This is a genomic window from Palleronia caenipelagi, assembly GCF_007004065.1.
Classification (GTDB): Bacteria; Pseudomonadota; Alphaproteobacteria; order Rhodobacterales; family Rhodobacteraceae; genus Palleronia; species Palleronia caenipelagi.
In genome coordinates this window covers 92,575-112,796 of the sequence record NZ_VFSV01000003.1, presented here as the reverse complement: position 1 = coordinate 112,796, position 20,222 = coordinate 92,575, and the positions used below count along the sequence as shown (strand labels likewise).

The 20,222-nt window shown below is 61.4% G+C and carries 20 protein-coding genes; 12 read left to right on the top strand and 8 right to left on the bottom strand.

Annotated elements, in window-relative coordinates:
* Nucleotides 1-92: 92 nt before the first annotated feature.
* The gene (locus FEV53_RS02520; protein ID WP_185962068.1) at nt 93-1,001 is read left to right on the top strand and encodes a sensor histidine kinase; all 909 of its coding nucleotides are present in this window, start codon (nt 93-95) and stop codon (nt 999-1,001) included.
* A gap of 65 nt (nt 1,002-1,066) precedes the next feature.
* Here the strand turns inward: FEV53_RS02520 and FEV53_RS02515 are convergent, their stop codons facing one another.
* Complete coding sequence (locus FEV53_RS02515; RefSeq protein WP_142833249.1) at nt 1,067-1,273, bottom strand: cold-shock protein; 207 nt, start codon at nt 1,271-1,273, stop codon at nt 1,067-1,069.
* A gap of 173 nt (nt 1,274-1,446) precedes the next feature.
* Between FEV53_RS02515 and FEV53_RS02510 the strand changes: the two genes are divergently transcribed.
* A complete protein-coding gene (locus FEV53_RS02510) occupies nt 1,447-1,776 on the top strand; it encodes an arsenate reductase family protein (RefSeq protein ID WP_142833248.1) in 330 nt (109 codons plus the stop codon).
* 2 nt (nt 1,777-1,778) lie between these two features.
* Here the strand turns inward: FEV53_RS02510 and thrS are convergent, their stop codons facing one another.
* Complete coding sequence (gene thrS / locus FEV53_RS02505; RefSeq protein ID WP_142833247.1) at nt 1,779-3,725, bottom strand: threonine--tRNA ligase; 1,947 nt, start codon at nt 3,723-3,725, stop codon at nt 1,779-1,781.
* A gap of 143 nt (nt 3,726-3,868) precedes the next feature.
* Between thrS and FEV53_RS02500 the strand changes: the two genes are divergently transcribed.
* From FEV53_RS02500 to FEV53_RS02490, 3 genes are read left to right on the top strand one after another with little or no spacing between them, the layout of a single operon-like run.
* Nucleotides 3,869-5,143, top strand: a complete 1,275-nt coding sequence (locus FEV53_RS02500) for an MFS transporter (RefSeq protein WP_142833246.1) — start codon at nt 3,869-3,871, stop codon at nt 5,141-5,143.
* Between the two features lie 18 nt (nt 5,144-5,161).
* A complete protein-coding gene (locus FEV53_RS02495) occupies nt 5,162-5,899 on the top strand; it encodes an alpha/beta hydrolase (RefSeq protein WP_142833245.1) in 738 nt (245 codons plus the stop codon).
* Nucleotides 5,890-6,858, top strand: a complete 969-nt coding sequence (locus FEV53_RS02490; RefSeq protein WP_142833244.1) for an alpha/beta hydrolase — start codon at nt 5,890-5,892, stop codon at nt 6,856-6,858. Before FEV53_RS02495 ends, FEV53_RS02490 begins: the two co-directional genes overlap by 10 nt.
* A gap of 21 nt (nt 6,859-6,879) precedes the next feature.
* Here FEV53_RS02490 and phaZ read toward each other — a convergent pair whose 3' ends face one another.
* Complete coding sequence (phaZ, locus tag FEV53_RS02485; RefSeq protein WP_142833243.1) at nt 6,880-8,211, bottom strand: polyhydroxyalkanoate depolymerase; 1,332 nt, start codon at nt 8,209-8,211, stop codon at nt 6,880-6,882.
* 139 nt (nt 8,212-8,350) lie between these two features.
* On the opposite strand from phaZ, the gene FEV53_RS02480 reads away from it, so the two are divergent.
* From FEV53_RS02480 to phaR, 3 genes are all read left to right on the top strand, one after another.
* Nucleotides 8,351-10,132 (top strand): PHA/PHB synthase family protein, encoded by a 1,782-nt coding sequence (locus tag FEV53_RS02480; RefSeq protein WP_142833242.1) that lies wholly within the window; start codon nt 8,351-8,353, stop codon nt 10,130-10,132.
* 237 nt (nt 10,133-10,369) lie between these two features.
* A complete protein-coding gene (locus tag FEV53_RS02475) occupies nt 10,370-10,828 on the top strand; it encodes a Phasin (protein ID WP_142833241.1) in 459 nt (152 codons plus the stop codon).
* Between the two features lie 129 nt (nt 10,829-10,957).
* Nucleotides 10,958-11,512: a polyhydroxyalkanoate synthesis repressor PhaR gene (phaR, locus tag FEV53_RS02470; RefSeq protein WP_142833240.1), complete on the top strand. Its 555-nt coding sequence runs from the start codon at nt 10,958-10,960 to the stop codon at nt 11,510-11,512.
* 4 nt (nt 11,513-11,516) lie between these two features.
* Here the strand turns inward: phaR and FEV53_RS02465 are convergent, their stop codons facing one another.
* Genes FEV53_RS02465 through FEV53_RS02455 form a run of 3 tightly spaced genes read right to left on the bottom strand, consistent with a single transcriptional unit; the run spans nt 11,517 to nt 13,386 of the window.
* Nucleotides 11,517-11,906, bottom strand: coding sequence for a GFA family protein (locus tag FEV53_RS02465; RefSeq protein WP_142833239.1), 390 nt, complete (start codon nt 11,904-11,906; stop codon nt 11,517-11,519).
* Nucleotides 11,907-11,917: 11 nt separating this feature from the next.
* A complete protein-coding gene (locus FEV53_RS02460; RefSeq protein WP_142833238.1) occupies nt 11,918-12,466 on the bottom strand; it encodes an adenine phosphoribosyltransferase in 549 nt (182 codons plus the stop codon).
* Between the two features lie 56 nt (nt 12,467-12,522).
* The gene (locus FEV53_RS02455; RefSeq protein ID WP_142833237.1) at nt 12,523-13,386 is read right to left on the bottom strand and encodes an S-methyl-5'-thioadenosine phosphorylase; all 864 of its coding nucleotides are present in this window, start codon (nt 13,384-13,386) and stop codon (nt 12,523-12,525) included.
* A gap of 247 nt (nt 13,387-13,633) precedes the next feature.
* Here FEV53_RS02455 and FEV53_RS02450 point away from each other — a divergent pair, with 247 nt between their 5' ends.
* Nucleotides 13,634-15,253 (top strand): SulP family inorganic anion transporter, encoded by a 1,620-nt coding sequence (locus FEV53_RS02450; protein ID WP_142833236.1) that lies wholly within the window; start codon nt 13,634-13,636, stop codon nt 15,251-15,253.
* A gap of 120 nt (nt 15,254-15,373) precedes the next feature.
* Complete coding sequence (locus FEV53_RS02445; RefSeq protein WP_142833235.1) at nt 15,374-15,622, top strand: hypothetical protein; 249 nt, start codon at nt 15,374-15,376, stop codon at nt 15,620-15,622.
* A gap of 28 nt (nt 15,623-15,650) precedes the next feature.
* Here the strand turns inward: FEV53_RS02445 and FEV53_RS02440 are convergent, their stop codons facing one another.
* Nucleotides 15,651-16,256 carry a flavin reductase family protein gene (locus tag FEV53_RS02440; protein WP_142833234.1) on the bottom strand — a complete coding sequence of 202 codons (606 nt, stop codon included), beginning with the start codon at nt 16,254-16,256 and terminating at the stop codon, nt 15,651-15,653.
* Between the two features lie 165 nt (nt 16,257-16,421).
* On the opposite strand from FEV53_RS02440, the gene FEV53_RS02435 reads away from it, so the two are divergent.
* Together FEV53_RS02435 and FEV53_RS02430 are read left to right on the top strand one after the other, a co-directional pair.
* Nucleotides 16,422-16,913, top strand: coding sequence for a GNAT family N-acetyltransferase (locus FEV53_RS02435; protein WP_142833233.1), 492 nt, complete (start codon nt 16,422-16,424; stop codon nt 16,911-16,913).
* Between the two features lie 25 nt (nt 16,914-16,938).
* A complete protein-coding gene (locus tag FEV53_RS02430; RefSeq protein WP_142833232.1) occupies nt 16,939-17,712 on the top strand; it encodes an EcsC family protein in 774 nt (257 codons plus the stop codon).
* A 235-nt stretch (nt 17,713-17,947) separates the two neighbouring features.
* Here FEV53_RS02430 and ptsP read toward each other — a convergent pair whose 3' ends face one another.
* Nucleotides 17,948-20,191 carry a phosphoenolpyruvate--protein phosphotransferase gene (ptsP, locus tag FEV53_RS02425; protein ID WP_142833231.1) on the bottom strand — a complete coding sequence of 748 codons (2,244 nt, stop codon included), beginning with the start codon at nt 20,189-20,191 and terminating at the stop codon, nt 17,948-17,950.
* Between the last annotated feature and the right edge of the window lie 31 nt (nt 20,192-20,222).

The following is a 20,222-nucleotide window of genomic DNA, read 5'->3' as shown; positions in this document are numbered from 1 at the left end:
TAAGGGGAACAGTGATGCTGTCGAGTGAAGCGGCGGAAAAGATACCTTCAGTCGAGAGAATTGCCGAACTGGACCATGTTGGTCGGTGGAGCATGAACCTCAACACGTTGATGCTGCATCTGGACAGTGTCGCGCTTCGGCTGTTTGGCGCGCCCAGCGATGAACATCGGGTGCATTTCGAGCATCACCTGAACCGGGTTCACCCTGATGATATCTCGGCCCTGCGACTGATCTTGCAAGAGACCATCGAGACGCACAGGGATTTTGACTTCGATTACCGCATTGTCCGCCCCGGAAGTGGACGCGTGGTCTGGCTCAATTCCCGAGGCTCGGTTGAAATAGGAGCGGATGGCCATCCAATTGCCTATGGCACGAGCTATGATGTGACGCGCCGCAAGGCGAATGAGGAAAATTCCGAGCTGGTCGCCGGGGAAATGTCCCACCGGGTTAAAAATCTACTTACGGTTGTTCAGTCCCTGTTTCGTATGTCCTGTGCAAGTGCTGCCGACAAAGATGCGCTCCGCGATAATTTTCTCGCGAGACTCGACGCCCTGAAGGCGCTGAATGATCTGCTTCAACGCCCCTCAAACCCGCCCTCGACAGGCGAGCTCGCGCTGCAAGTGCTGGCCCCGGTGATGGATGATGAGCGGATGCATCTGGAACTGGATGGCTTTGCGCTGAATGACGGGGCTGCGCAAACGCTGTCCTTATGTCTCAATGAGTTGATGACGAACGCGATCAAATATGGCGCTCTGTCGATGGATGGTGGCGAGGTGAGGCTTCATCTGGGGTTGGACCTCGAGCGCGACGAGAACGATCTGTTGCTGGAATGGCATGAAGTTTGTCCCCAAGCGATCGTTCAGCCTGAGAAGACGAACGGCTTTGGTTTCGTTGTGCTGCAGAACATGACTCGGACGACGTTTAGCGGGAAGCCAGAGTTCTCATGGCGCGAGGATGGGCTGACCTTTCGGTGCACATGGCCGGCTGAGCAGATGGGCTAAGCGCCCGATGCATAAATAAAAAAGCCCGGCGATCTGCCGGGCTTTTCGTTTGGATCGTCTGAGCCTCAGAGGGTCTCGATGTCCCCGGCCGATTCGCGACCATCACGGCCAGCAATCAGCTCGTAGCTCACCTTTTGATTGTCTGCGAGGCCGGTGAGGCCCGCACGCTCAACCGCAGAGATGTGCACGAACACATCTTTTCCGCCCGTGTCGGGGGCGATGAATCCATAACCTTTGGTCGTGTTGAACCACTTAACAGTTCCGGTAGGCATTACCGTAGTCTCCGTATAGAAAGCCGCGCGATGCGGCGTAGGTGCAGCCAAGTTCTTCTAGATGGGGCTGCTCCGAGGAGCGGTCGCCGTGTATAGAAAGATTGACACTTTTACACTGTGTGAAGCCGGGGTTAAAATCAAGTGATCGTTTTGTGACACAAGGACCGCGCCACATGAGGCTCTACGGAATCAAGACCTGTGATACCTGCCGCAAGGCGCTGAAAGATTTGCAAAATGCTGGTGTCAACATCAGCCTTCATGACGTGAGAGCAGAGCCGCTACCCGCCGGGAAAATAGACCTTTTTTCGCAGGAGTTCGGTGACGCGCTGGTGAATCGGCGGTCGACGACATGGCGTCAGCTTACAGAAAATGAACGGCTCATGCCGGTCAGGGAGCTTATCTCCGCTCACCCGACCGTGATGAAACGGCCGGTTATCGAGGCAGATGACGGTGCGTTACATCTGGGGTGGAGCGCCGCCACGAAGGCCGCGCTCCTGCCCTGAGTTCAGCGCAGATCCGGCGGGGTGCTTTCTGTCACGAGCATCGCGACCACCTCGTCAAGGCTCTGCACCTTCTGGTGCTTGTCGCCGAGACGACGCACAGACACGGTCCGTTCCTCGACTTCGCGGGCACCGACCGCGAGGATCAGGGGGACTTTTGCCAGAGAGTGTTCGCGCACTTTATAGTTGATCTTCTCATTCCGCAGATCGGTCTCGGCCCGGATCCCGGCCTTGCGCAGTGTCTCGGCGACCTCCAGCGCGTAATCGTCAGCGTCCGAGATGATCGTGGTCACCACAACCTGACGCGGGGCGAGCCAGAGGGGCAGGCGTCCGGCGCTGTCCTCGATCAGGATGCCGAGGAACCGCTCGAACGACCCGAGGATCGCGCGGTGCAGCATCACCGGGCGGTGCTTCGCGCTGTCGGCGCCCACATAGGTGGCATCGAGGCGCTCGGGCAGGACGAAATCGACCTGAAGGGTGCCGCATTGCCAGTCACGGCCGATGGCGTCGGTCAGCACGAATTCCAGCTTCGGCCCGTAAAACGCGCCTTCGCCAGGGTTCAGCTCAAAGTCGTAGCCCGCGGCCTCGGTTGCGAGGCGCAGCGCCGATTCGGCCTTGTCCCAGGTCTCATCCGTACCCGCGCGCATCTCAGGGCGGTCGGAAAATTTCACCCGAAAGCTCTCGAATCCCAGATCGCGATAGACCGCTGCGAGCATCTCGATGAATTTCTTCGTCTCAGCCTCGATCTCGGTCTCTTCGCAGAAGATATGCGCGTCATCCTGGGTGAACCCGCGCACCCGCATGATGCCGTGCAGCGCGCCGGAGGGCTCGTACCGATTACACGCGCCAAATTCCGCCATCCTGATCGGCAGGTCGCGATAGGATTTCAGGCCCTGATTATAGACCTGCACGTGGCAAGGACAGTTCATGGGCTTGAGCGCATTTACCGCCTTTTCGCGGGCATGGTCTTCGTCCACTTCGACGATGAACATGTGCTCCTGATACTTTTCCCAGTGGCCGGAGGCTTCCCAGAGCTTGCGGTCCACGACCTGCGGGGTGTTCACCTCCACATAGCCATGGGCACGCTGCTGGCGGCGCATATAATCCTGAAGCGCGGTGTAGATGGTCCAGCCATTCGGGTGCCAGAAGATCTGCCCGGGTGCCTCTTCCTGCATGTGGAACAGGTCCATCTCACGGCCCAGACGCCGGTGGTCGCGCTTGGCGGCCTCTTCCAGCATGGTCAGATGGGCGTTCAGTTCCTTCTTGTTCTTGAACGCGACGCCATAGATCCGCTGGAGCATGGCCCGGTCGCTGTCGCCGCGCCAGTAGGCACCCGCGACGGACATAAGCTTGAACGCGTCCGGCTGGACCTGACCCGTGTGCTGGAGATGCGGCCCGCGGCAGAGATCCTGCCATTCGCCGTGCCAGTACATGCGCAGAGGCTCGTCGCCGGGGATCGCGTCGATAAGTTCGACCTTATAGGGTTCCCCATTGGCCTCGTAATGGGCGATGGCGCGGTCGCGCTCCCAGACCTCGGTGCGGACGGGGTCGCGGGCGGCGATGATCTCTTTCATCTTCGCCTCGATCTGTCCCAGATCCTCGGGGGTGAAGGGCTCTTGCCGGTCGAAATCATAGTACCAGCCATCCTTGATCACCGGGCCGATGGTGACCTTCACGTCGGGCCAGATTTCCTGCACGGCGCGGGCCATGATGTGGGCGAGATCGTGGCGGATAAGCTCATAGGCCTGCGCGTCATCATCCATGGTGTGGATGGCAATCTGAGCATCGCGCTCTATCGGCCATTGCAAGTCCCAGTGGGCGCCATCGACCGTGGCCGAGATCGCCTTTTTAGACAGGGACTTGGAGATAGATTCTGCGACCTCGGCAGGGGTCACGCCGGCATCAAAGCTGCGCGCATTGCCGTCGGGAAGGGTCAGGGAAATCTGGGCCATGGGCCATCTCCTCGTCTGTTTGGCGCCTACGAAACGCCCGGTTGCAAGATATGGAGATGCATTGGCGTGCGCGCGCGGAGGTGTCAACCGCGCATTGGCGTCCGGCCCGCCTGTGCTATCTGCTGGGCGGGGGAGGCGTCGAAATGGCGGTAACGCAAACAGATAAAGCGATATTCGGGCGGCTGACGCGGGGCAGCACGGGGCCGGGCGGGCTGAGCCCGGCAGCCGCCAGGGTCGAGCCTGCGTCATTCACACGGCACGTGACGTCCCTGACGATGACAAAGGTCGCAGACGGGTTGCTGGACCCCAAGCTGGTCCTGTCCTGGCTGCTGACTCATTTGGGGGCCGGTGCAGGATTTGTCGGGTTGCTGGTTCCGATTCGCGAGAGCCTCGCGCTCTTGCCGCAACTCTTCACCGCGCCTCTGATCCACGGGATGTCCGAGCGCAAATGGGCCTGGGCGCTGGGATCCATCGTTCAGGGGCTGGCTTGCCTCGTCATCGTTCTGGCGGCGCTGACCACGTCCGGAGCCACGGCAGGTGTGCTGATCTGCGGGGCGCTGGCGGTGCTGGCCACCGCGCGCTCGGTTTGTTCGGTCAGCTATAAGGACGTGCTGGGCAAGACCGTCGGCCAGTCGCGGCGCGGTGCCGTGACCGGCAGCGCCGCCTCGGTCGCCTCTGTGGGCGTCATCGTCTTTGCGTTAATGCTGACGGTGGCAGGAGAGGGACGTGCGGCGTTGGTCATCGGCGCGATTGCGCTGGCCGGGGTCCTGTGGATCGGCGCGGGGGCGATCTTTCTCACCATCGCCGAAGACCCGGAACCCGGCACCGCCGCGAAAACACCGTGGCAGCAATTGCGCCTCCTGACCGAAGACCGGCAGCTTCGGCTCTTTATCTGGACGCGGGGCCTCCTGACAGCGACCGCGCTGGCGCCGCCCTACCTGCTGGTGCTCACCCCCGCTGGTGGTGCGTTTTCGCATCTCGGGTCGCTGGTGCTGGCATCGGCCGCCGCTTCCTTCCTCAGCTCATACGTCTGGGGGCGGATGTCGGACCGCTCGTCGCGTCGGGTTCTCATTCTGTCGGGGGTTTCCGGTGCGCTCGCTCTGGCGGTCGCCCTGATCCTCCACGCGCTTGGTCTCACGCAGAGCTGGTGGGCGCTGCCGTTTGTGCTGTTCGCGCTGATGATTGCCTATCACGGGGTGCGACAAGGGCGCTCGACCTATCTGGTGGATATGGCTCCCGGGGATCAGCGTGCAGCATACACGGCGGTGTCGAATACGGTGATCGGCGTTGTGCTTATGGCCTCAGGCCTGTTCGGTGCCTTGGCGGCGTTGTTCGGACCGGCGGTGACCATCGCCGCGTTCACGCTCATGTCAGGTGCCGCGGCGTTCGTCGCCACGCGGCTTGACGAGGTCGAGTAGGCGCGAATAACTCGCCTTATGGCAGATTTCATCGAGACGAGCGCCGGACGGCGCATCGCGTATCACCGCAGCGAAGGGCAAGGCCCGTGGGTTGTGTTTCTGGGCGGCTTCAAGTCCGATATGACAGGCACCAAGGCCGTCCATCTGGAGGGCTGGGCGAGATCGCGCGGACAGGCTTTCCTGCGCTTCGACTATTCGGGGCATGGACAAAGCTCGGAGCGGTTCGAGGACGGCTGCATCGGCGATTGGGCCGAGGACGCGGTTGAGGCGATCAAGGCGCTGACCGAAGGGCCAGTGGTGCTGGTGGGGTCCTCCATGGGCGGCTGGATTTCGCTTCTCGCGCTGCGTCAGATTGACCGTGTGGTGGGGCTCGTGGGCATCGCAGCGGCGCCGGATTTCACCGAGGACAGCATCTGGCCGCGATTATCGGACGCCCAGCGTGCGACGGTCGAGCAGGAAGGCCAGATTGCCGTGCCGTCCGACTATGGTGAACCGATCATCATCACCCGGCACCTTATTGAAGATGGCCGCGAGAACCTCGTTCTGCGCAGCCCCGTGCGCGAGGTCGGGCCGGTGCGGCTCCTGCAAGGCACGGCGGATGCGGACGTATCGCGTGAAACGGCGCTGAAGCTCCTTGACCATCTGACCGGCGATGTGCGCCTGACGCTGGTCAAAGATGCCGATCACAGCTTCTCCTCGCCCGAGTGCCTCTCGATTATCGAGACCACCATCGAAGAGGTTCTGTCATGCGCTTGATCCGCCGGGTTTTGCTGCTTCTGATCGTTCTTGGTGCGGTCGCGTGGTTCGTACTTCCGCGCCCAACCATGGGACCAATTCCGGATCCAAATGGGATCGAACTGGCCTCGGATCTCGACAGCTACCTGGCGCAGGAAGAGCGGCGATATGATGACATGATCGGTGGCGTCTCCAAACGGATCCTCTGGGCCGAGGGGACGGGGAAAAAGACCGACTGGGCGGTCATCTATCTCCATGGCTTTTCGGCCACGTCTGAGGAGATCCGCCCGGTGCCAGACCGTGTCGCGCAAAATCTGAGAGCGAACCTCTATTATGCGCGGCTGCGGGGGCATGGCCGCGACGGCGACGCCATGGCAGAGGCAACGGCGGATGATTGGGGGCGCGACGTGGCTGAAGCTCTGGCTGTCGGACGGCGGATTGGCGAGAGGGTGGCGGTGATTTCCACCTCGACCGGCGGCACGCTGGCGGCCATCGCGGCGACCGAAGCCCCCAGCGCCGAGTTTCTCGACGCGCTGGTTATGGTCTCGCCCAATTTCAAACCGCAGAATCCTGTCGCTGCGCTCCTCACCTGGCCACTGTCCCATCTTTGGCTCTCGCTCATTGCGGGGGAAGAGCGCTCTTTCGAGCCGGTCAACGCGGCCCAAGGCCGTTACTGGACCGAGCGCTACCCGACCGTGGCAGCGATCCCGATGCAGGCGAGCGTCGATCGTCTGGCTAGGGCTGATCTGTCGAAGGCAAACATTCCCGCACTGGTCATCTACTCCTCGGCCGATGAAGTCGTGCGGTCCGATGTGATGCGCGACCGGATGACCGATTGGGGCGGAGAGATCGATTATATGCGGATCGCGCCGGGCAAGAACATCGATCCTTACAACCACGTTCTGGCCGGGGATATTCTTAGCCCGGATGAATCCTATCGGGTCGGTGAGCGCATCTCCGACTGGCTGAAGGGGCTGTAACGCCCCTTCGTTCGGCCTCCATCAGACTGGAATGGTGATCATGCCGCCAGACGGTTTTCTCGGCGTCTCGTTGTGGTTGCGCTTACCTTCACGGACGTGGCTTGAGCGATCCTTGTGGGCGCGACCCGCCGCATCATCCATGAAGTCGAGAACCAGAGGCCGGATGTTGTTCCGCCACGCTTTGCCAGCAAAGATACCGTAGTGACCGGCGCCTGGCTCCAGATGCACGCGCTTGTGCTTTTCCGGGAGATTTGACAGCAAGTCGATGGCGGCAACACATTGGCCAGGCGCGGAAATATCGTCCTTTTCGCCTTCGACAATCATCGTGCCGACGCTGGTCACCTTGGACATGTCTACGGGCTTGCCGTCGATGCTGAAGACGTTGCGGGCGATTTCACGGTTCTTGAAGATCCGCTCGACCGTCGAGAGGTAGAATTCCGCCGTCATGTCCATTACGGCCAGATATTCATCATAAAAGCGGTTGTGCTTATCGTGATCGCCGCCTTCACCCTTGGCCACGCGCAGGATCTGATCGGCAAACGCCTTGGCGTGCATTTCGGCGTTCATGGAGATGAAGGACGAGAGTTGCAGCAGCCCCGGATAAACCACCCGGCCTGCGCCCGCATATTTGAAGCCGACCCGCTGGATCACAAGTTTCTCCAGCTGGCCCATGGTCACGCGGCGACCGAAATCGGTGACCTCCGTGGGTTCGGCGTCGGGGTCCACCGGGCCGCCGATGAGAGTCATGGATTTCGGCTGCGACTCGGGCTCATACTGGGCGAGCCAGGAGACAGCCGCCAGCGTCAGAGGCACCGGCTGACACACCGCCAACACGTTGGTTTCAGGCCCAAGTTCGCGCATGAAATCGATGAGGTATCGCGCGTAATCCTCGATATCGAATTTGCCGGCGGAGACAGGAATGTCTCGGGCGTTATGCCAGTCGGTTATCCAGACCTCGCAGTCCGTTAGAAGCGACGCGACGGTGGTCCGCAGCAGCGTCGCATAATGGCCGGACATGGGGGCAACGATCAGAACCCGGCGTTCTTTCTCGGGACGCCCCAGCACCTTGAAACGGATCAGGTCGCCAAAGTCGCGTTCGACCACCTTTTCGATCTGGACCACGTGGTCACGCCCATCCTCGGCGACGACCGTGTTAATGTTCCAGTCCGGCTTGGCGACCATGCGACCATAAGCGCGCTCTGCCACCTCACCCCACGCAGAAATCATTTGAAATGCTGGATTTGCGACCAGCCCGTGAACCGGATAGGCGCCAAACGCCTTGGCCGACGCGCCGAGCCATTGATTGGTCACACGGAACGTTTCCATGAAATCATAGGCGAACATATTGTGCATGGGGGCCCTTTCCTCATGCCCCGGTTTTTTTTCCGGTGACATTCCGTTACGTTAAACCCAAAGAAAGAAGGTCGTTTCGCCTTCTTGCAGTTGCAGCATCACGCTGCCTTGCAGCATAAAATACACTCTGGAGATAACCATGGCAATAAAAGAAAACAAAAAAGCCTCTGATGTGGCAGGATGTTCCGAGGCCATGGTTCAGAATCTCTCAAAGCTTGAGTCGCTTTCGGCCCGACTCGCCGCAGTATTCGCCGCCAAGCGCGCCGTGCCGCAGGCGCTGCAAGGTCCGAGTCACGATCTCTATGTCAAGGCCGGGACCGCCTATCTGAGCGAGGCGATGACCAATCCCGGCAAGATTTTGCAGTCGCAGATCGATTTCTGGAGCAAGACGCTCACCCATTACGTGGAGGCACAGCAGAAGCTGTTGCAGGGGGATCTCGGCGCTGCGGCGGGCGCTGGCGTGGAGAATTGGGCGAACCATCCGCTGTTCGGGTTTCTGAAGGAGCAATATGTCCTTAATGCTGAACTCGTTCGCGAGGCGGTCGAGGGCATCGAAGGGCTTGATCCGAAGGACAAGAAGCGGCTGCAATTTTTCAGCCAGCAAATCGTTGATATGATGAGCCCGACCAATTTCCTTGGCACGAACCCGGAAGCGCTCGCCCGCGCGGTGGAAACGGACGGGCAAAGCCTTGTAGACGGGTTGGAAAATCTCGTCCGCGATCTGGAGCGGAACAAGGGCGAGCTGGTGGTGACCCTTGCGGATCCCGAGGCGTTCAAGGTCGGCAGCAACATCGCGACCACCCCCGGCAAGGTGGTGTATCGCAACCATCTCTTCGAGCTGATCCAGTACACGCCGATGACCGAGACGGTTCACACGACGCCGCTGGTGATCTTCCCGCCCTGGATCAACAAGTTCTACATCATGGACCTGAAGGAGAAGAACAGCCTGATCCGCTGGATCGTGGAGCAGGGCTTTACGTTGTTTGTCGTCAGCTGGAAGAACCCGGATGCGTCCTATGCCGGGATCGGCATGGATGACTATGTGCAAGACGGCTATCTGGAAGCGATCGCGCAGGTCAAAGAGATCACCGGCGAAAAGCAGGTCAACGCGGTGGGCTATTGTATCGCCGGGACGACCTTGTCTCTGGCGCTGGGTTTGCTGGAGAAGCGCGGCGATAAATCCATCAAATCCGCCACATTTTTCACGACTTTGACCGATTTTTCGGATCGCGGGGAGGTTGGCGTCTTCCTGGAAGATGATTTCGTCGACGGGATCGAGGCGGAAATTCAGCGTAAGGGGCTGCTTGAGAGCTTCTACATGAGCCGTACCTTCTCCTATCTGCGGGCCAATGACCTGATCTACAAGCCGGCCGTGCGGAGCTACATGATGGGCGAGACGCCGCCGGCCTTCGATCTGCTGTTCTGGAACGGCGACAGCACGAACCTGCCGGGAAAGATGGCCGTCGAATATCTCCGGGGACTGTGTCAGGAGGACAAGCTGCCGAATGAGGGCTTCACGATCTGCGGTGAGACGGTGACACTGAAGGATGTAAAGGTGCCGCTGATGGCGATTGCCTGCGAGACCGACCATATCGCGGCGTGGAAGTCGTCCTATCGGGGTGTGCAGCAGATGGGGTCGCGCTCAAAGACCTTCGTCCTCTCCGAATCGGGGCATATCGCCGGGATCATCAATCCACCGAGCAAAAAGAAATACGGCCATTACACGAATACCTCGTGGAAAGGCTCGCCTGAGGAATGGCAGGCCGAGGCTGATTTCCACGAAGGCAGTTGGTGGGGCCGTTGGGGCGACTGGCTGGCGAAGCGGTCTGGTAAACAGGTGTCCGCGCGTGAACCCGGCGCGAATCGCGAAATCCTTGGCGATGCTCCCGGGGCTTATGTGATCGAAAAGCCCGCTGTTTAGGTGCAATCAGGGCGGCGTTGCGCCGCCCTATTGTCTTCTTTAGGTTGAATTTTTCGCTCGGATGACGCCATGTGCGGTTTTCTGGCAATTTCTTTCCGACCCAGCGTCCCTGAAAATTATGCCGCAGTGCAGCAGAAATAAGTTGAAATGCTGCGACGCAGCAGCCATATAGGTGGTGTCGAAGGGGCACGCAGCACTCTGCGACCCAGTCAACACAGAATTTCAAGGAGTGCCATCATGGCCACGAAAACCAACACCGCCACCGACTACACCCAGATGTTCCAGGACATGCTGTCGAACCTTCCCATGGACATGGGCGGCATGCAGGACAGCCTGAAATCCTACGCTGCTTTCGGCGAGAAGATGTCGAAGGTGATGCTGGAAGCCGCCGAGAAGTCCACCGACATATCCGCCAAGTACACCAAAGACACCCTTGCCAAGCTGTCCGATGTGGCTGCCGTGCGTGAGGACATGTCCGAGTACTCCAAAGTGATCTCCGACTTCGCCACCGCCCAGTCCGAAGCCACCGCCGAGACCCTCGCCGCCTACGCCGAAGTGGCGAAGAAGGTGCAGATGGAAACCGTCGAGCTGATGCTGGCCGCCGGCAAGGACGTGTCCGAGGACCTGACCGCCGCTGCGAAGAAGGCCGCCAACGACGCGACCGCCGCCACCAAGCGTGCTGCGTCTGCGAAGTAATTCGTCGAATACCTACGTCGCTCACTCCTCCCTGGCGGCGTAAACACTGGGTGGGCCTTGGCCCACCCTTTCTTTTTCTGCACTGCGCGCATAGGCTGACCTCAGGCTGGTCATCTGGTGGAGGGTCGCATGGCTGAAGAAGAGAAACCGTTGCTGATCAAGCGCTACGCGAGCCGACGTCTCTACAACACGGAGACGAGCGATTATGTGACGCTCGAAGATATCTCGGGCTTTATTCGTGAGGGTCGCGAGGTGAAAATCGTCGATCTGAAATCCGGCGACGATCTGACCCGGCAATACCTCTTACAGATTGTCGCGGAACACGAATCTAAGGGCGAGAGCGTCCTGCCGGTGGGGGTTCTGACGGATCTCGTCAGATCCTACACGACGAAGGCCCAATCCTACATGCCGCAATTCCTGCAAATGAGTTTCGACATGTGGCGTGACAGTCAGGGCAAGATGATGGGCGCGGCTCTGAACCCGCTGAACCCGATGACGGCCATGCCCGGCTACGAGGCTTTGCGTGCGCAGCAAGAGGCGTTCCTGAAGGCTATGTGGGGTGGAGGCAAGACAGGCGCGCCTGCTGCCAAATCGGCCGCTCCGGAGGAGGCTGGCGCTGATCTCGACGACATCCGCAAGCAATTGGCCGAGATGCAGGCCAAACTGAACAAGATGGGCGGCTGAGGCGCTAGCGTTTCCGTTTGGGCAGAGACAGCATCCCGGCCGCCCAATCCAGCGCCTCATCTGCGTGGGACTGGCGCGTCGGAGGGATATGCTCTGGCTCGTTCAGCGTCGCCGTATGGAAATGTGTCTCTCCGGGCAGATCGGTGGTCTGATAGGCCAGCGGCGTGCCGCATGTCGTGCAGAAATAGCGTGTGACCCCCGTGGAGGAGGCATAACGCCCCGGCACCTGTCCGCGCCAGCGCCAGGCCGTATCGGGAAGAGCAAAGCTCGCGACCAGAGGTGCGCCGGTGGCGCGGCGGCAGCTCTCACAGTGACAGATATCCGAGTCGAAAACCCGCTCCAGATCGATATGGAAATGCGTTGCGCCGCAGAGGCAATGCCCATAGGTCGCCATCCCTCGCCTCCTCAGTCGCCCTCGAACGCGCAGAGCGCCTCGACCCGCAGCCCCATATCTTCGAGCCGCTTTCGGCCGCCCAGATCGGGCAGATCGATGATGAACGCGCAGCCAACGATCTCGGCCCCGAGCCGGCGGCAGAGCTTGACCCCGGCCTCTGCCGTGCCGCCGGTCGCCAGCAGGTCATCGACGATCAGTACCCGATCGCCCGGCTTCAGCGCGTCGGTATGAATCTCCATCACCGCCTCGCCATATTCGAGCTGATATTCCTCGTGGAGCGTCTCGCCGGGCAGCTTGCCCTTCTTGCGGATCGGGATGAAGCCCACGTTCAGCTGGTGCGCAATCGCCCCGCCCATGATGAATCCCCGGCTTTCCAGCGCCGCCACATGGTCAAAGCGCTGATCGGCGAAGGGATGCAGAAGCTGGTCGATGCACATGCGAAAGCCGCGCGGGTCGGCAAATAGCGTGGTCACATCTCGGAACATGATCCCCGGCTTTGGAAAGTCGGGGATGGTGCGGATGCAGTCGCGGACGGTTTTCTGGGCGTTGGGCACGGTCATCTCCGGTGTCATCTTTGCGGGCTGTCCTATCATGGATCTCGCGGGGGAACAGGGGATCAGAGGACCCGTCCCGCCACCGCGTCGAGTTTCGCCTCCAACGCTTGGTCGCGTTTGTCCGGGGCCGTCATGATGGCGAATTCCAGCGCCCGGTCGCAGCCATTGGGGCAATCCGGGTGCGCACCTGCCAGCGCGCGGGCCGTAGCGGCGACGAGGCGGCGGGCCTTTTCGGCGTTGCCTTTCAGCGTGGCGATGATTTCAGAGATATCGACGGAGCCGTGGTCGGGGTGCCAGCTGTCGTAATCGGTGATCATCGCGACCGAGGCGTAGCAGATCTCGGCTTCGCGCGCGAGCTTGGCTTCGGGCATGTTGGTCATGCCGATCACATCCGCCCCCCAGACCTCGCGATACATCTTCGACTCGGCGAGGCTGGAGAATTGAGGGCCCTCCATGGCCAGATAGGTGCCACCATCATGCACGGTGATCCCGAGCCCTGCGGAGGCCGAACCCACCGCCTGCCGCAGCCGGTCGCAGATCGGGTGGGCGACGGAGACATGGGCGACGCAGCCCGTGCCAAAAAACGACTTTTCGCGGGCGAAGGTGCGGTCGATGAACTGGTCGACCAGAACGAAATCCCCCGGCGCCATCTCCTCGCGGAAGGAACCGCAGGCGGAGACCGACAGGATGTCGGTGACGCCCAGCCGCTTCAGCGCGTCGATATTGGCGCGATAGGGGACCGTGGTGGGGCTGTGGACATGGCCGCGTCCGTGGCGGGGCAGGAATGCCATTTCGCAATCGCCCAGCCGCCCGGTGAGGACCTCATCCGAAGGATTGCCCCAGGGGCTGTCGACTTTTTGCCAGCGTGCGTCCTCCAGCCCATCGATCTCGTAGATGCCCGATCCGCCGATGATTCCCAGTCGCATGTGCCGCTCCGCCCTGCCGTAATGATCCGCACCAAAGGACCAGAACTTGGCGCCAAAGGAAAGGCTCGCGGGCGGGCAAACGCGCCATTTGCGCAACGCTCATGGCAGATATGCGCCGGGGCGGGTGGCACTTTGAGCGCTATCATGACACATGGGCGCGCAATCAAGACATTCGCGCGTCGCCCGACATGCGTCTCCCATCGCGGGACGCAGGACCGATCAGGCGTTGCGACCGAGGAGGAAACCGATGGCAAAAGCTCTGATGGCCATGCTTGGCGACACCATCCGGGGGCGCGGGATGACCAACGCCACCACCCCCCAACAAATGAAGACCGAACTCCTGTCGGGCCTCACCGTGGCGCTGGCACTGGTGCCCGAAGCAGTGGCCTTCGCCTTCGTTGCCGGGGTGGAGCCACTCGTTGGGCTTTACGCGGCCTTCATTGTCGGCCTGATCACCGCCGTCTTCGGCGGTCGTCCGGGGATGATCTCGGGCGCGACCGGGGCGCTGGCCGTGGTCATGGTCAGCCTCGTGGCCGAGCATGGGGTCGAGTATCTCTTTGCCACGGTGGTGCTGATGGGGATCATCCAGATCGCCGTCGGGATCCTGCGCTGGGGCAAGTTCATCCGCCTCGTGCCGCACCCTGTTATGCTGGGCTTTGTGAACGGTCTGGCGATCGTGATTTTCCTCGCTCAGCTCGGCCAGTTCAAGGTGCCGGGCACCGTCGAGGTCTCCGGTCACGGGGCAGGGGGTGGCGAATGGCTGCCCGCGCCTGAGCTGACGCTGATGCTGGTCCTCGTGGCGCTGACAATGGCGGTGATCTGGGGGCTGCCGAAGCTAACCCGCGCCATTCCGGCACCGCTGGCTGGCATCATGGTGACCGCCGCGCTGGTGATGATACTTGGCCTGAATACACCGGTTGTGGGCGATCTTGCCTCCATCGAAGGCGGCCTGCCGCAGTTCCACATTCCCATGGTTCCGCTGAACTGGGAGACCTTTCAGATCATCCTGCCCTATGCGGTCATCCTGTCGGCCATCGGCCTGATCGAAAGCCTCCTGACCCTGAACCTCGTCGGCGAAATCACCGGCGAGAGTGGTGGGGCCAGCCGCGAATGTGTGGCGCAGGGCATGGCCAACACCGTGACCGGGTTCTTCGGCGGCATGGGCGGCTGTGCGATGATCGGCCAGTCGATGATCAACGTGAAATCCGGTGGTCGCACGCGCTTGTCCGGGATCTCGGCGGCGCTGTTCCTGCTCCTGTTCATCGTCGTCGCAGCTCCGATCATCGAGTTGGTCCCGCTGGCTGCGCTGGTCGGCGTCATGTTCATGGTGGTGATCGGCACATTCGCCTGGAACTCGCTGAAGATCCTCTTCCGCGTGCCCCTCGTGGATGCGGCTGTAATCGTCATCGTGACCGGCGTGACCGTGGCCTACGACCTCGCGACTGCCGTTGTCGTCGGCGTCATCGTCTCGGCGCTGGAATATGCCTGGCAGAACGCCAAGCGCATCCACGCCCGCACCGAGATCAAGGAGGATGGCACCAAGGTCTATGCTGTCGAAGGGCCGCTCTTCTTCGGCTCCGCTGACGGGTTCGTCGAGCTTTTTGACCCTGCCAGCGATCCCGAGCGCGTGGTGGTGGATTTCGCGGGCAGCCGCGTCGCTGACCAGTCTGCCCTGACCGCTATCGAGAGCGTGGCCGCCAAGTACGAGGCAGCGGGCAAGGTGCTGGAGCTGCGCCATCTGAGCCGCGACTGCCACCGCCTCCTGAGCCGTGCGGGCCAGTTGGTCACCGATGCCGAGGACGATCCGGAATACGGTCTTGCCGTGGATTACGGTGTGCGCACCGGGATTCTCGCGGGCGGTCACTGACGCCTCAAGAGAAGGGCGGGATCCCATTGGAATTCCGCCCATTTTCAATCTAAAATTGTTTTAATTGACTCCATGTCGTCCTTGGGTGACCATTCCGTCATTCAAAAAAGGAGTTTGGACATGACGAAGATCGCGATTTCGACCTTTTGTGCCGGCCTGATGTTCGCCGGCGCTGCTCTGGCCGAGGATCCCAGAGTTGAGGTGCCCACCGGGAACAGCAATGCGGGCGGTCAGCCTGCGGCTCACGATTCCAGCGGCGCCGACTGGGGCGCTGCTGTGAGCGGGCTGGCAAAGGACGGCGGCATGGGTGACCACGCCAGCGGCGGCAAAGCCGGTGGCCCCGATGACTCGGATGACGTTGAAGAATAAGATCTGAACGTCCCGCGCGTGCCGGGGGTTACTCTCCCGGCCGCTTCATTTGAAACAGCTCTGTGACCGTCGAATAATCCTGATAGCCCAGCCGCGAGACGGGCGTATAGCTCAGCACATCGAAACGACCGTTCTTAATATATCGGTCGTCCATGTGGACCCCGGTCACCGTTCCGATCACGAGAAAATTGTTCTCGCCTTCCAGCGTCACAATCTGCGTCATGCGGCACTCCAAGGCCGCTGGTGCCTCGGCCACGCGAGAGCATGCGATGGTCTCACAAGGTGCGCGGGTGACGCCGGTCATGGTGAATTCGTCCATATCGCGGGGCCAGGGCCCGGAGCTCTGGTTCATCGGCTCGACCAGCGCCTGACTGACCACATTGGCGCAGAACACGCCGGTGTCGCGAATATTAGCCACGCTGTCTTTGGTGCCGTCGCGATCGGGTTTGGCCCCGGTCGAGGCAAAGATTACCTGCGGCGGGGTGTAGGCCACGGCGTTGAAAAATGAGTAGGGGGCAAGGTTCTCGGACCCGTCCGCTCCGCGCGTCGAGATCCACCCGATAGGTCGTGGGGAAACGATGGCGTTGAACGGAGTGTGCGGCAGGCCGTGGCCGTCTTCGGGTCGGTAGAACATGGCATCCCCTCGGTTCCATTGGAGTAATCGCTGATACCAAAGCCCACCGTTCCGCGCCAGCCTGCACGGGAACTGGTCTTTCGGTTTAGTTTTCGGCTAGAGGAGGCACGACACTCGTCCTCAGGAGGATCCACCCTAAGTGCTGCGGAAGAAGACAGCGGACCCATGTTCTCGATAGAGCGCCCGGAGGATTGGTGGGAGGTCGAGGCGCTCTATGATCTCTGCTTTGCGCCGGGGCGGGAAGCGCTGTCGTCCTACCGGCTGCGCGACGGGGTGGCGCCGGTGAGGGACCTGTGTCTGGTCGCCCGTGATGATACTGCGGCCGTCGGTGGCGCCATTCGGTACTGGCCAGTGCGGGTTGGGAAGGCGGGGGTGCTGCTCCTCGGTCCCGTGGCTGTGCATCCGACGCGGCAGGGGGAGGGGCTCGGCGCGCTGCTCATTCAGGAGAGCCTTGAGCGTGCTGCGGATCTTGGCCACGCGAGGATCATGCTGGTGGGAGATGCGCCATATTACAGGCGCTTCGGGTTTCGCCGCCTCGATGGGGTTGTGATGCCGCCGCCCACCAATCCTGAACGGGTTCTTGGTCTGGCGCTGAGGAAAAATGCCTGGGCCGGCGTGAAAGGGCAGGTGCAGCGCGCATCTGATCTTGCGCAGTAGGCTAGGTCGCCCCATGTTTCTGGCTATGAGCAAAGACGTTACACCGATTGAGGCCTTGCCTCCCCATATCGCCGACGAACTTGACCAGCTGGCCAAGCGGTTTCGGCAGGCCGACGGGGTCGGTATGCAGGTGCTCAGTCTTCTGGGCGGACAAGCCGAAGACCTGCTGGGCCGACTGCCGATGCCCGTGCGTCAGGCTCTGGACCGCAGCACGCGGATGGGACTCGAAGTTGCCTATGATGCGGCCTTTGCCAGTCGCGGTCGGTTGGCTGATCGCTCCGACTGGCTGAACACCGCCGCGGCGACTCTGATGGGCGCGGCAGGAGGGGCTGGGGGATTGCCCACGGCGGTCGCGGAATTGCCGGTTACGATTACCGTTCTGTTGCGGGCCATTCAGGGCATCGCAGCGGATCTCGGGTTTGACGTGGAGAACCCAGTGGTTCGGGCACAGTGTATGCAGATCTTCGCGGCGGCTGGTCCTCTTGCGCGCGATGATGGCACCGATCTGGCGTTCCTCTCAACGCGGGTGACGCTTACGGGTGCAGCTCTGCATGGGATCATCGCGCGGATCGCGCCGAAATTCGCCGCCGTGCTTGGACAGAAGCTTGCCGCGCAGACAGTCCCGATTATCGGCGCTGCGGCGGGAGCGGCGACGAATTACGCGTTCACAAGCTATTATCAGGAAATGGCGCGCGTTTATTTCGGCCTGCGCGCTCTGGCACGAGATAGCGATCTGGATGTGGAAACCCTGCTGCGAGAGTTCCAGTTACGCGTCCGGCCGGCCATTCTGGTCGAGTGAACCTTCGGAATCGCGTGAGGTCTGCAAAGGTGCTTGCCGATAGATTTCCCGCATCAAAATCAGGGCGATCTCTTCGCGTGTGACAGGAGGCCGGAGATCCCGGGTGATTGGCGCCTGGTCCTGAAATGCAGTTTGGGTGGTCATACTGTGCTCCTCGTCGGTTGAAAGCATGTGCTCCCATGCATCCGGTTTAGGGCAAGGATCTTGCGATAATCTGAATAAAGCGCGTTTATGATCAGCGGTCGAGCGGTCCGATATACTGTGTCAGGGCCGTCCGCATATTGCTCTCACCTGCGGCCCGCGCAGCATCCAACTGTGCACGGACGTCGTCGAGATTCGCTTGACGGAGCAGGTGCTTGACCGGCCCAATTGAGGTCGGGCGCATGGAGAGTTTGCGAACGCCACAGGCAGCGATAGCCAGTGCTTCAAGCGGTCGCCCGGCATCCTCTCCGCAAAAGCTCAGCGGTGTCCCTGCATCCTGGGCGCGTTTGCTGATCTGGCAGACGAATTCGAGGAAGGCGGTGCTCAGCGTATCGTATCGCCGGCGGACCCTCTCATTCTCACGGTCGGCGGCAAAGAAGAACTGCTTCAGATCGTTGCCGCCAATGGAGAGGAAATCCGCCTCTTTGAAGAACCGGTCGGGCGCAAAAGCGATAGAAGGGGTTTCGATCATCGCGCCGACCTGCACCCGCTCCGGCAGCGAATGCCCGAGGCGATGCTCATTGGCGAGCTCGGCATTCAGGATATCGCGGGCTTGATCGAATTCCTCGATCTGCGCGACGAAGGGGAACATGACCCAAAGAGGGCGACCTGCTGCCGCTCGGATGAGTGCCTGAAGCTGCATCCGCATCACGCCGCGCTTGTCCAGACCCACGCGGATTGCCCGCCAGCCGAGCGCCGGATTGGGCTCTTCTGGGCGTTTCATATAGGGCAGGACCTTGTCAGAGCCGATATCGAGCGTGCGGAAGAGGACCGGTTTACCATGAGCCGCATCCATGATCCGGCTGTAAACCCGTGCGAGATCCCCGCGTTTCGGGACGGAGCGGCTGGCAAGAAACTGCAACTCGGTTCGGAACAGCCCCACGCCTTCGGCGCCGGAACTGTCGATAGAGGGGAGATCGGCGATCAGCCCCGCATTCATGTGCAACTCGATGATCTGGCCACATGTCGTTTCTGCGGGCAGGTCGCGGAGGCCGACGAAGCGCTCCTGCGCTTTGGCCTTCATCGCGAGGCTGTCATGGAAGGCCGTCCGCACCGCATCGCCGGGCCGCAGGTGCACGCTGCCTTGTTCGCCATCGACCATGATGTGATCGCCGTTCAGGGCCTCGGTGACGATGCCCTTGGCACGAATGACCAGAGGAATCGCCAGCGCGCGCGCCACGATCGCGGCGTGGCTGCCGACAGAGCCTTGCTCCAGCACGATGCCCTTCAGCCGACGCCCGTACTCCATCAATTCGCCCGGACCGATATTGCGCGCCACGAGCACCGGGTTCACCGGGATTTCCGCGCCCGTGTCGGAGCCCTGTCCGGTCAGGATGCGCAACAGCCGCCGCGCAAGATCATCCAGATCCTGCATCCGCTCGCGGATATAGGGGTCCGGGGTCGATTCCAGCCGAGCGCGGGCTGTGGAGTGTTCCTTGTCCACGGCGGCCTCGGCGGAAAGGCCCAGTTCAATGGACTCACACATGCGTTTGACCCAGCTGCGAGAGCGGGCGAACATGCGGTAGGTCTCCAGAACCTCGCGGTCCTCTTTGCCGACCTGGGTCTTCGCCAGCATCGAATCCACATTGATGCGGAGCTGATCGACGGCCGCCTCCAGCCGGGCGCGTTCCTTTTCGGGGTCGTCATTCACCAGATTGGTAACCACCACACGGGGTTCGTGCAGCAACACATGGCCGTCCGCCAACCCTTCCTGAACAGACGTGCCCCGGATCAGGACCTGCTGGGTGTGGCGCTGGGCCATGGCCGCGCCTTCGCCCAAAAAGGCACCGAGTTCTGTCATCTCGGAAATGAGCATGGCCACGACCTGAATGCCGTAGACCTCGTCTTCGGAATAGCTGCGCGCCTCGCGGGACTGGACCACCAGCACCCCGAGCTTGTCCCCCTGCCGCTGCAAGGGGACGCCGAGGAAGGACGAAAACACCTCCTCGCCCGTCTCGGCCATGTAGCGGAATCCCTTTTGCGAGGGCGCGTCGGCGGCGTTGATGATGTCCCCGGTCAAGGCCACCCGGCCTACGAGCCCTTCGCCCAGCTTCAGGCGCGTCTGGTGCACAGCCTCGGCATTTAGGCCGTGGGTGGCGCAAAGCTCCAGCGTGTCATCATCCCGAAACAGGTAAATCGAGCAGACCTCAGTCTCCATGGACTCGGCAATGAGTCCGGTGACCATATCCAGCCGCGCCTGCCCGTCGCTCTTTTCGGCGAAGGTCTCATGCAGGCGCTTCAGGAGTTTTCTGCTCTCGCTTTCGCCACGATACGGCATATGCGCCCTTCTTTTTAGGCCTTTGTTCCCT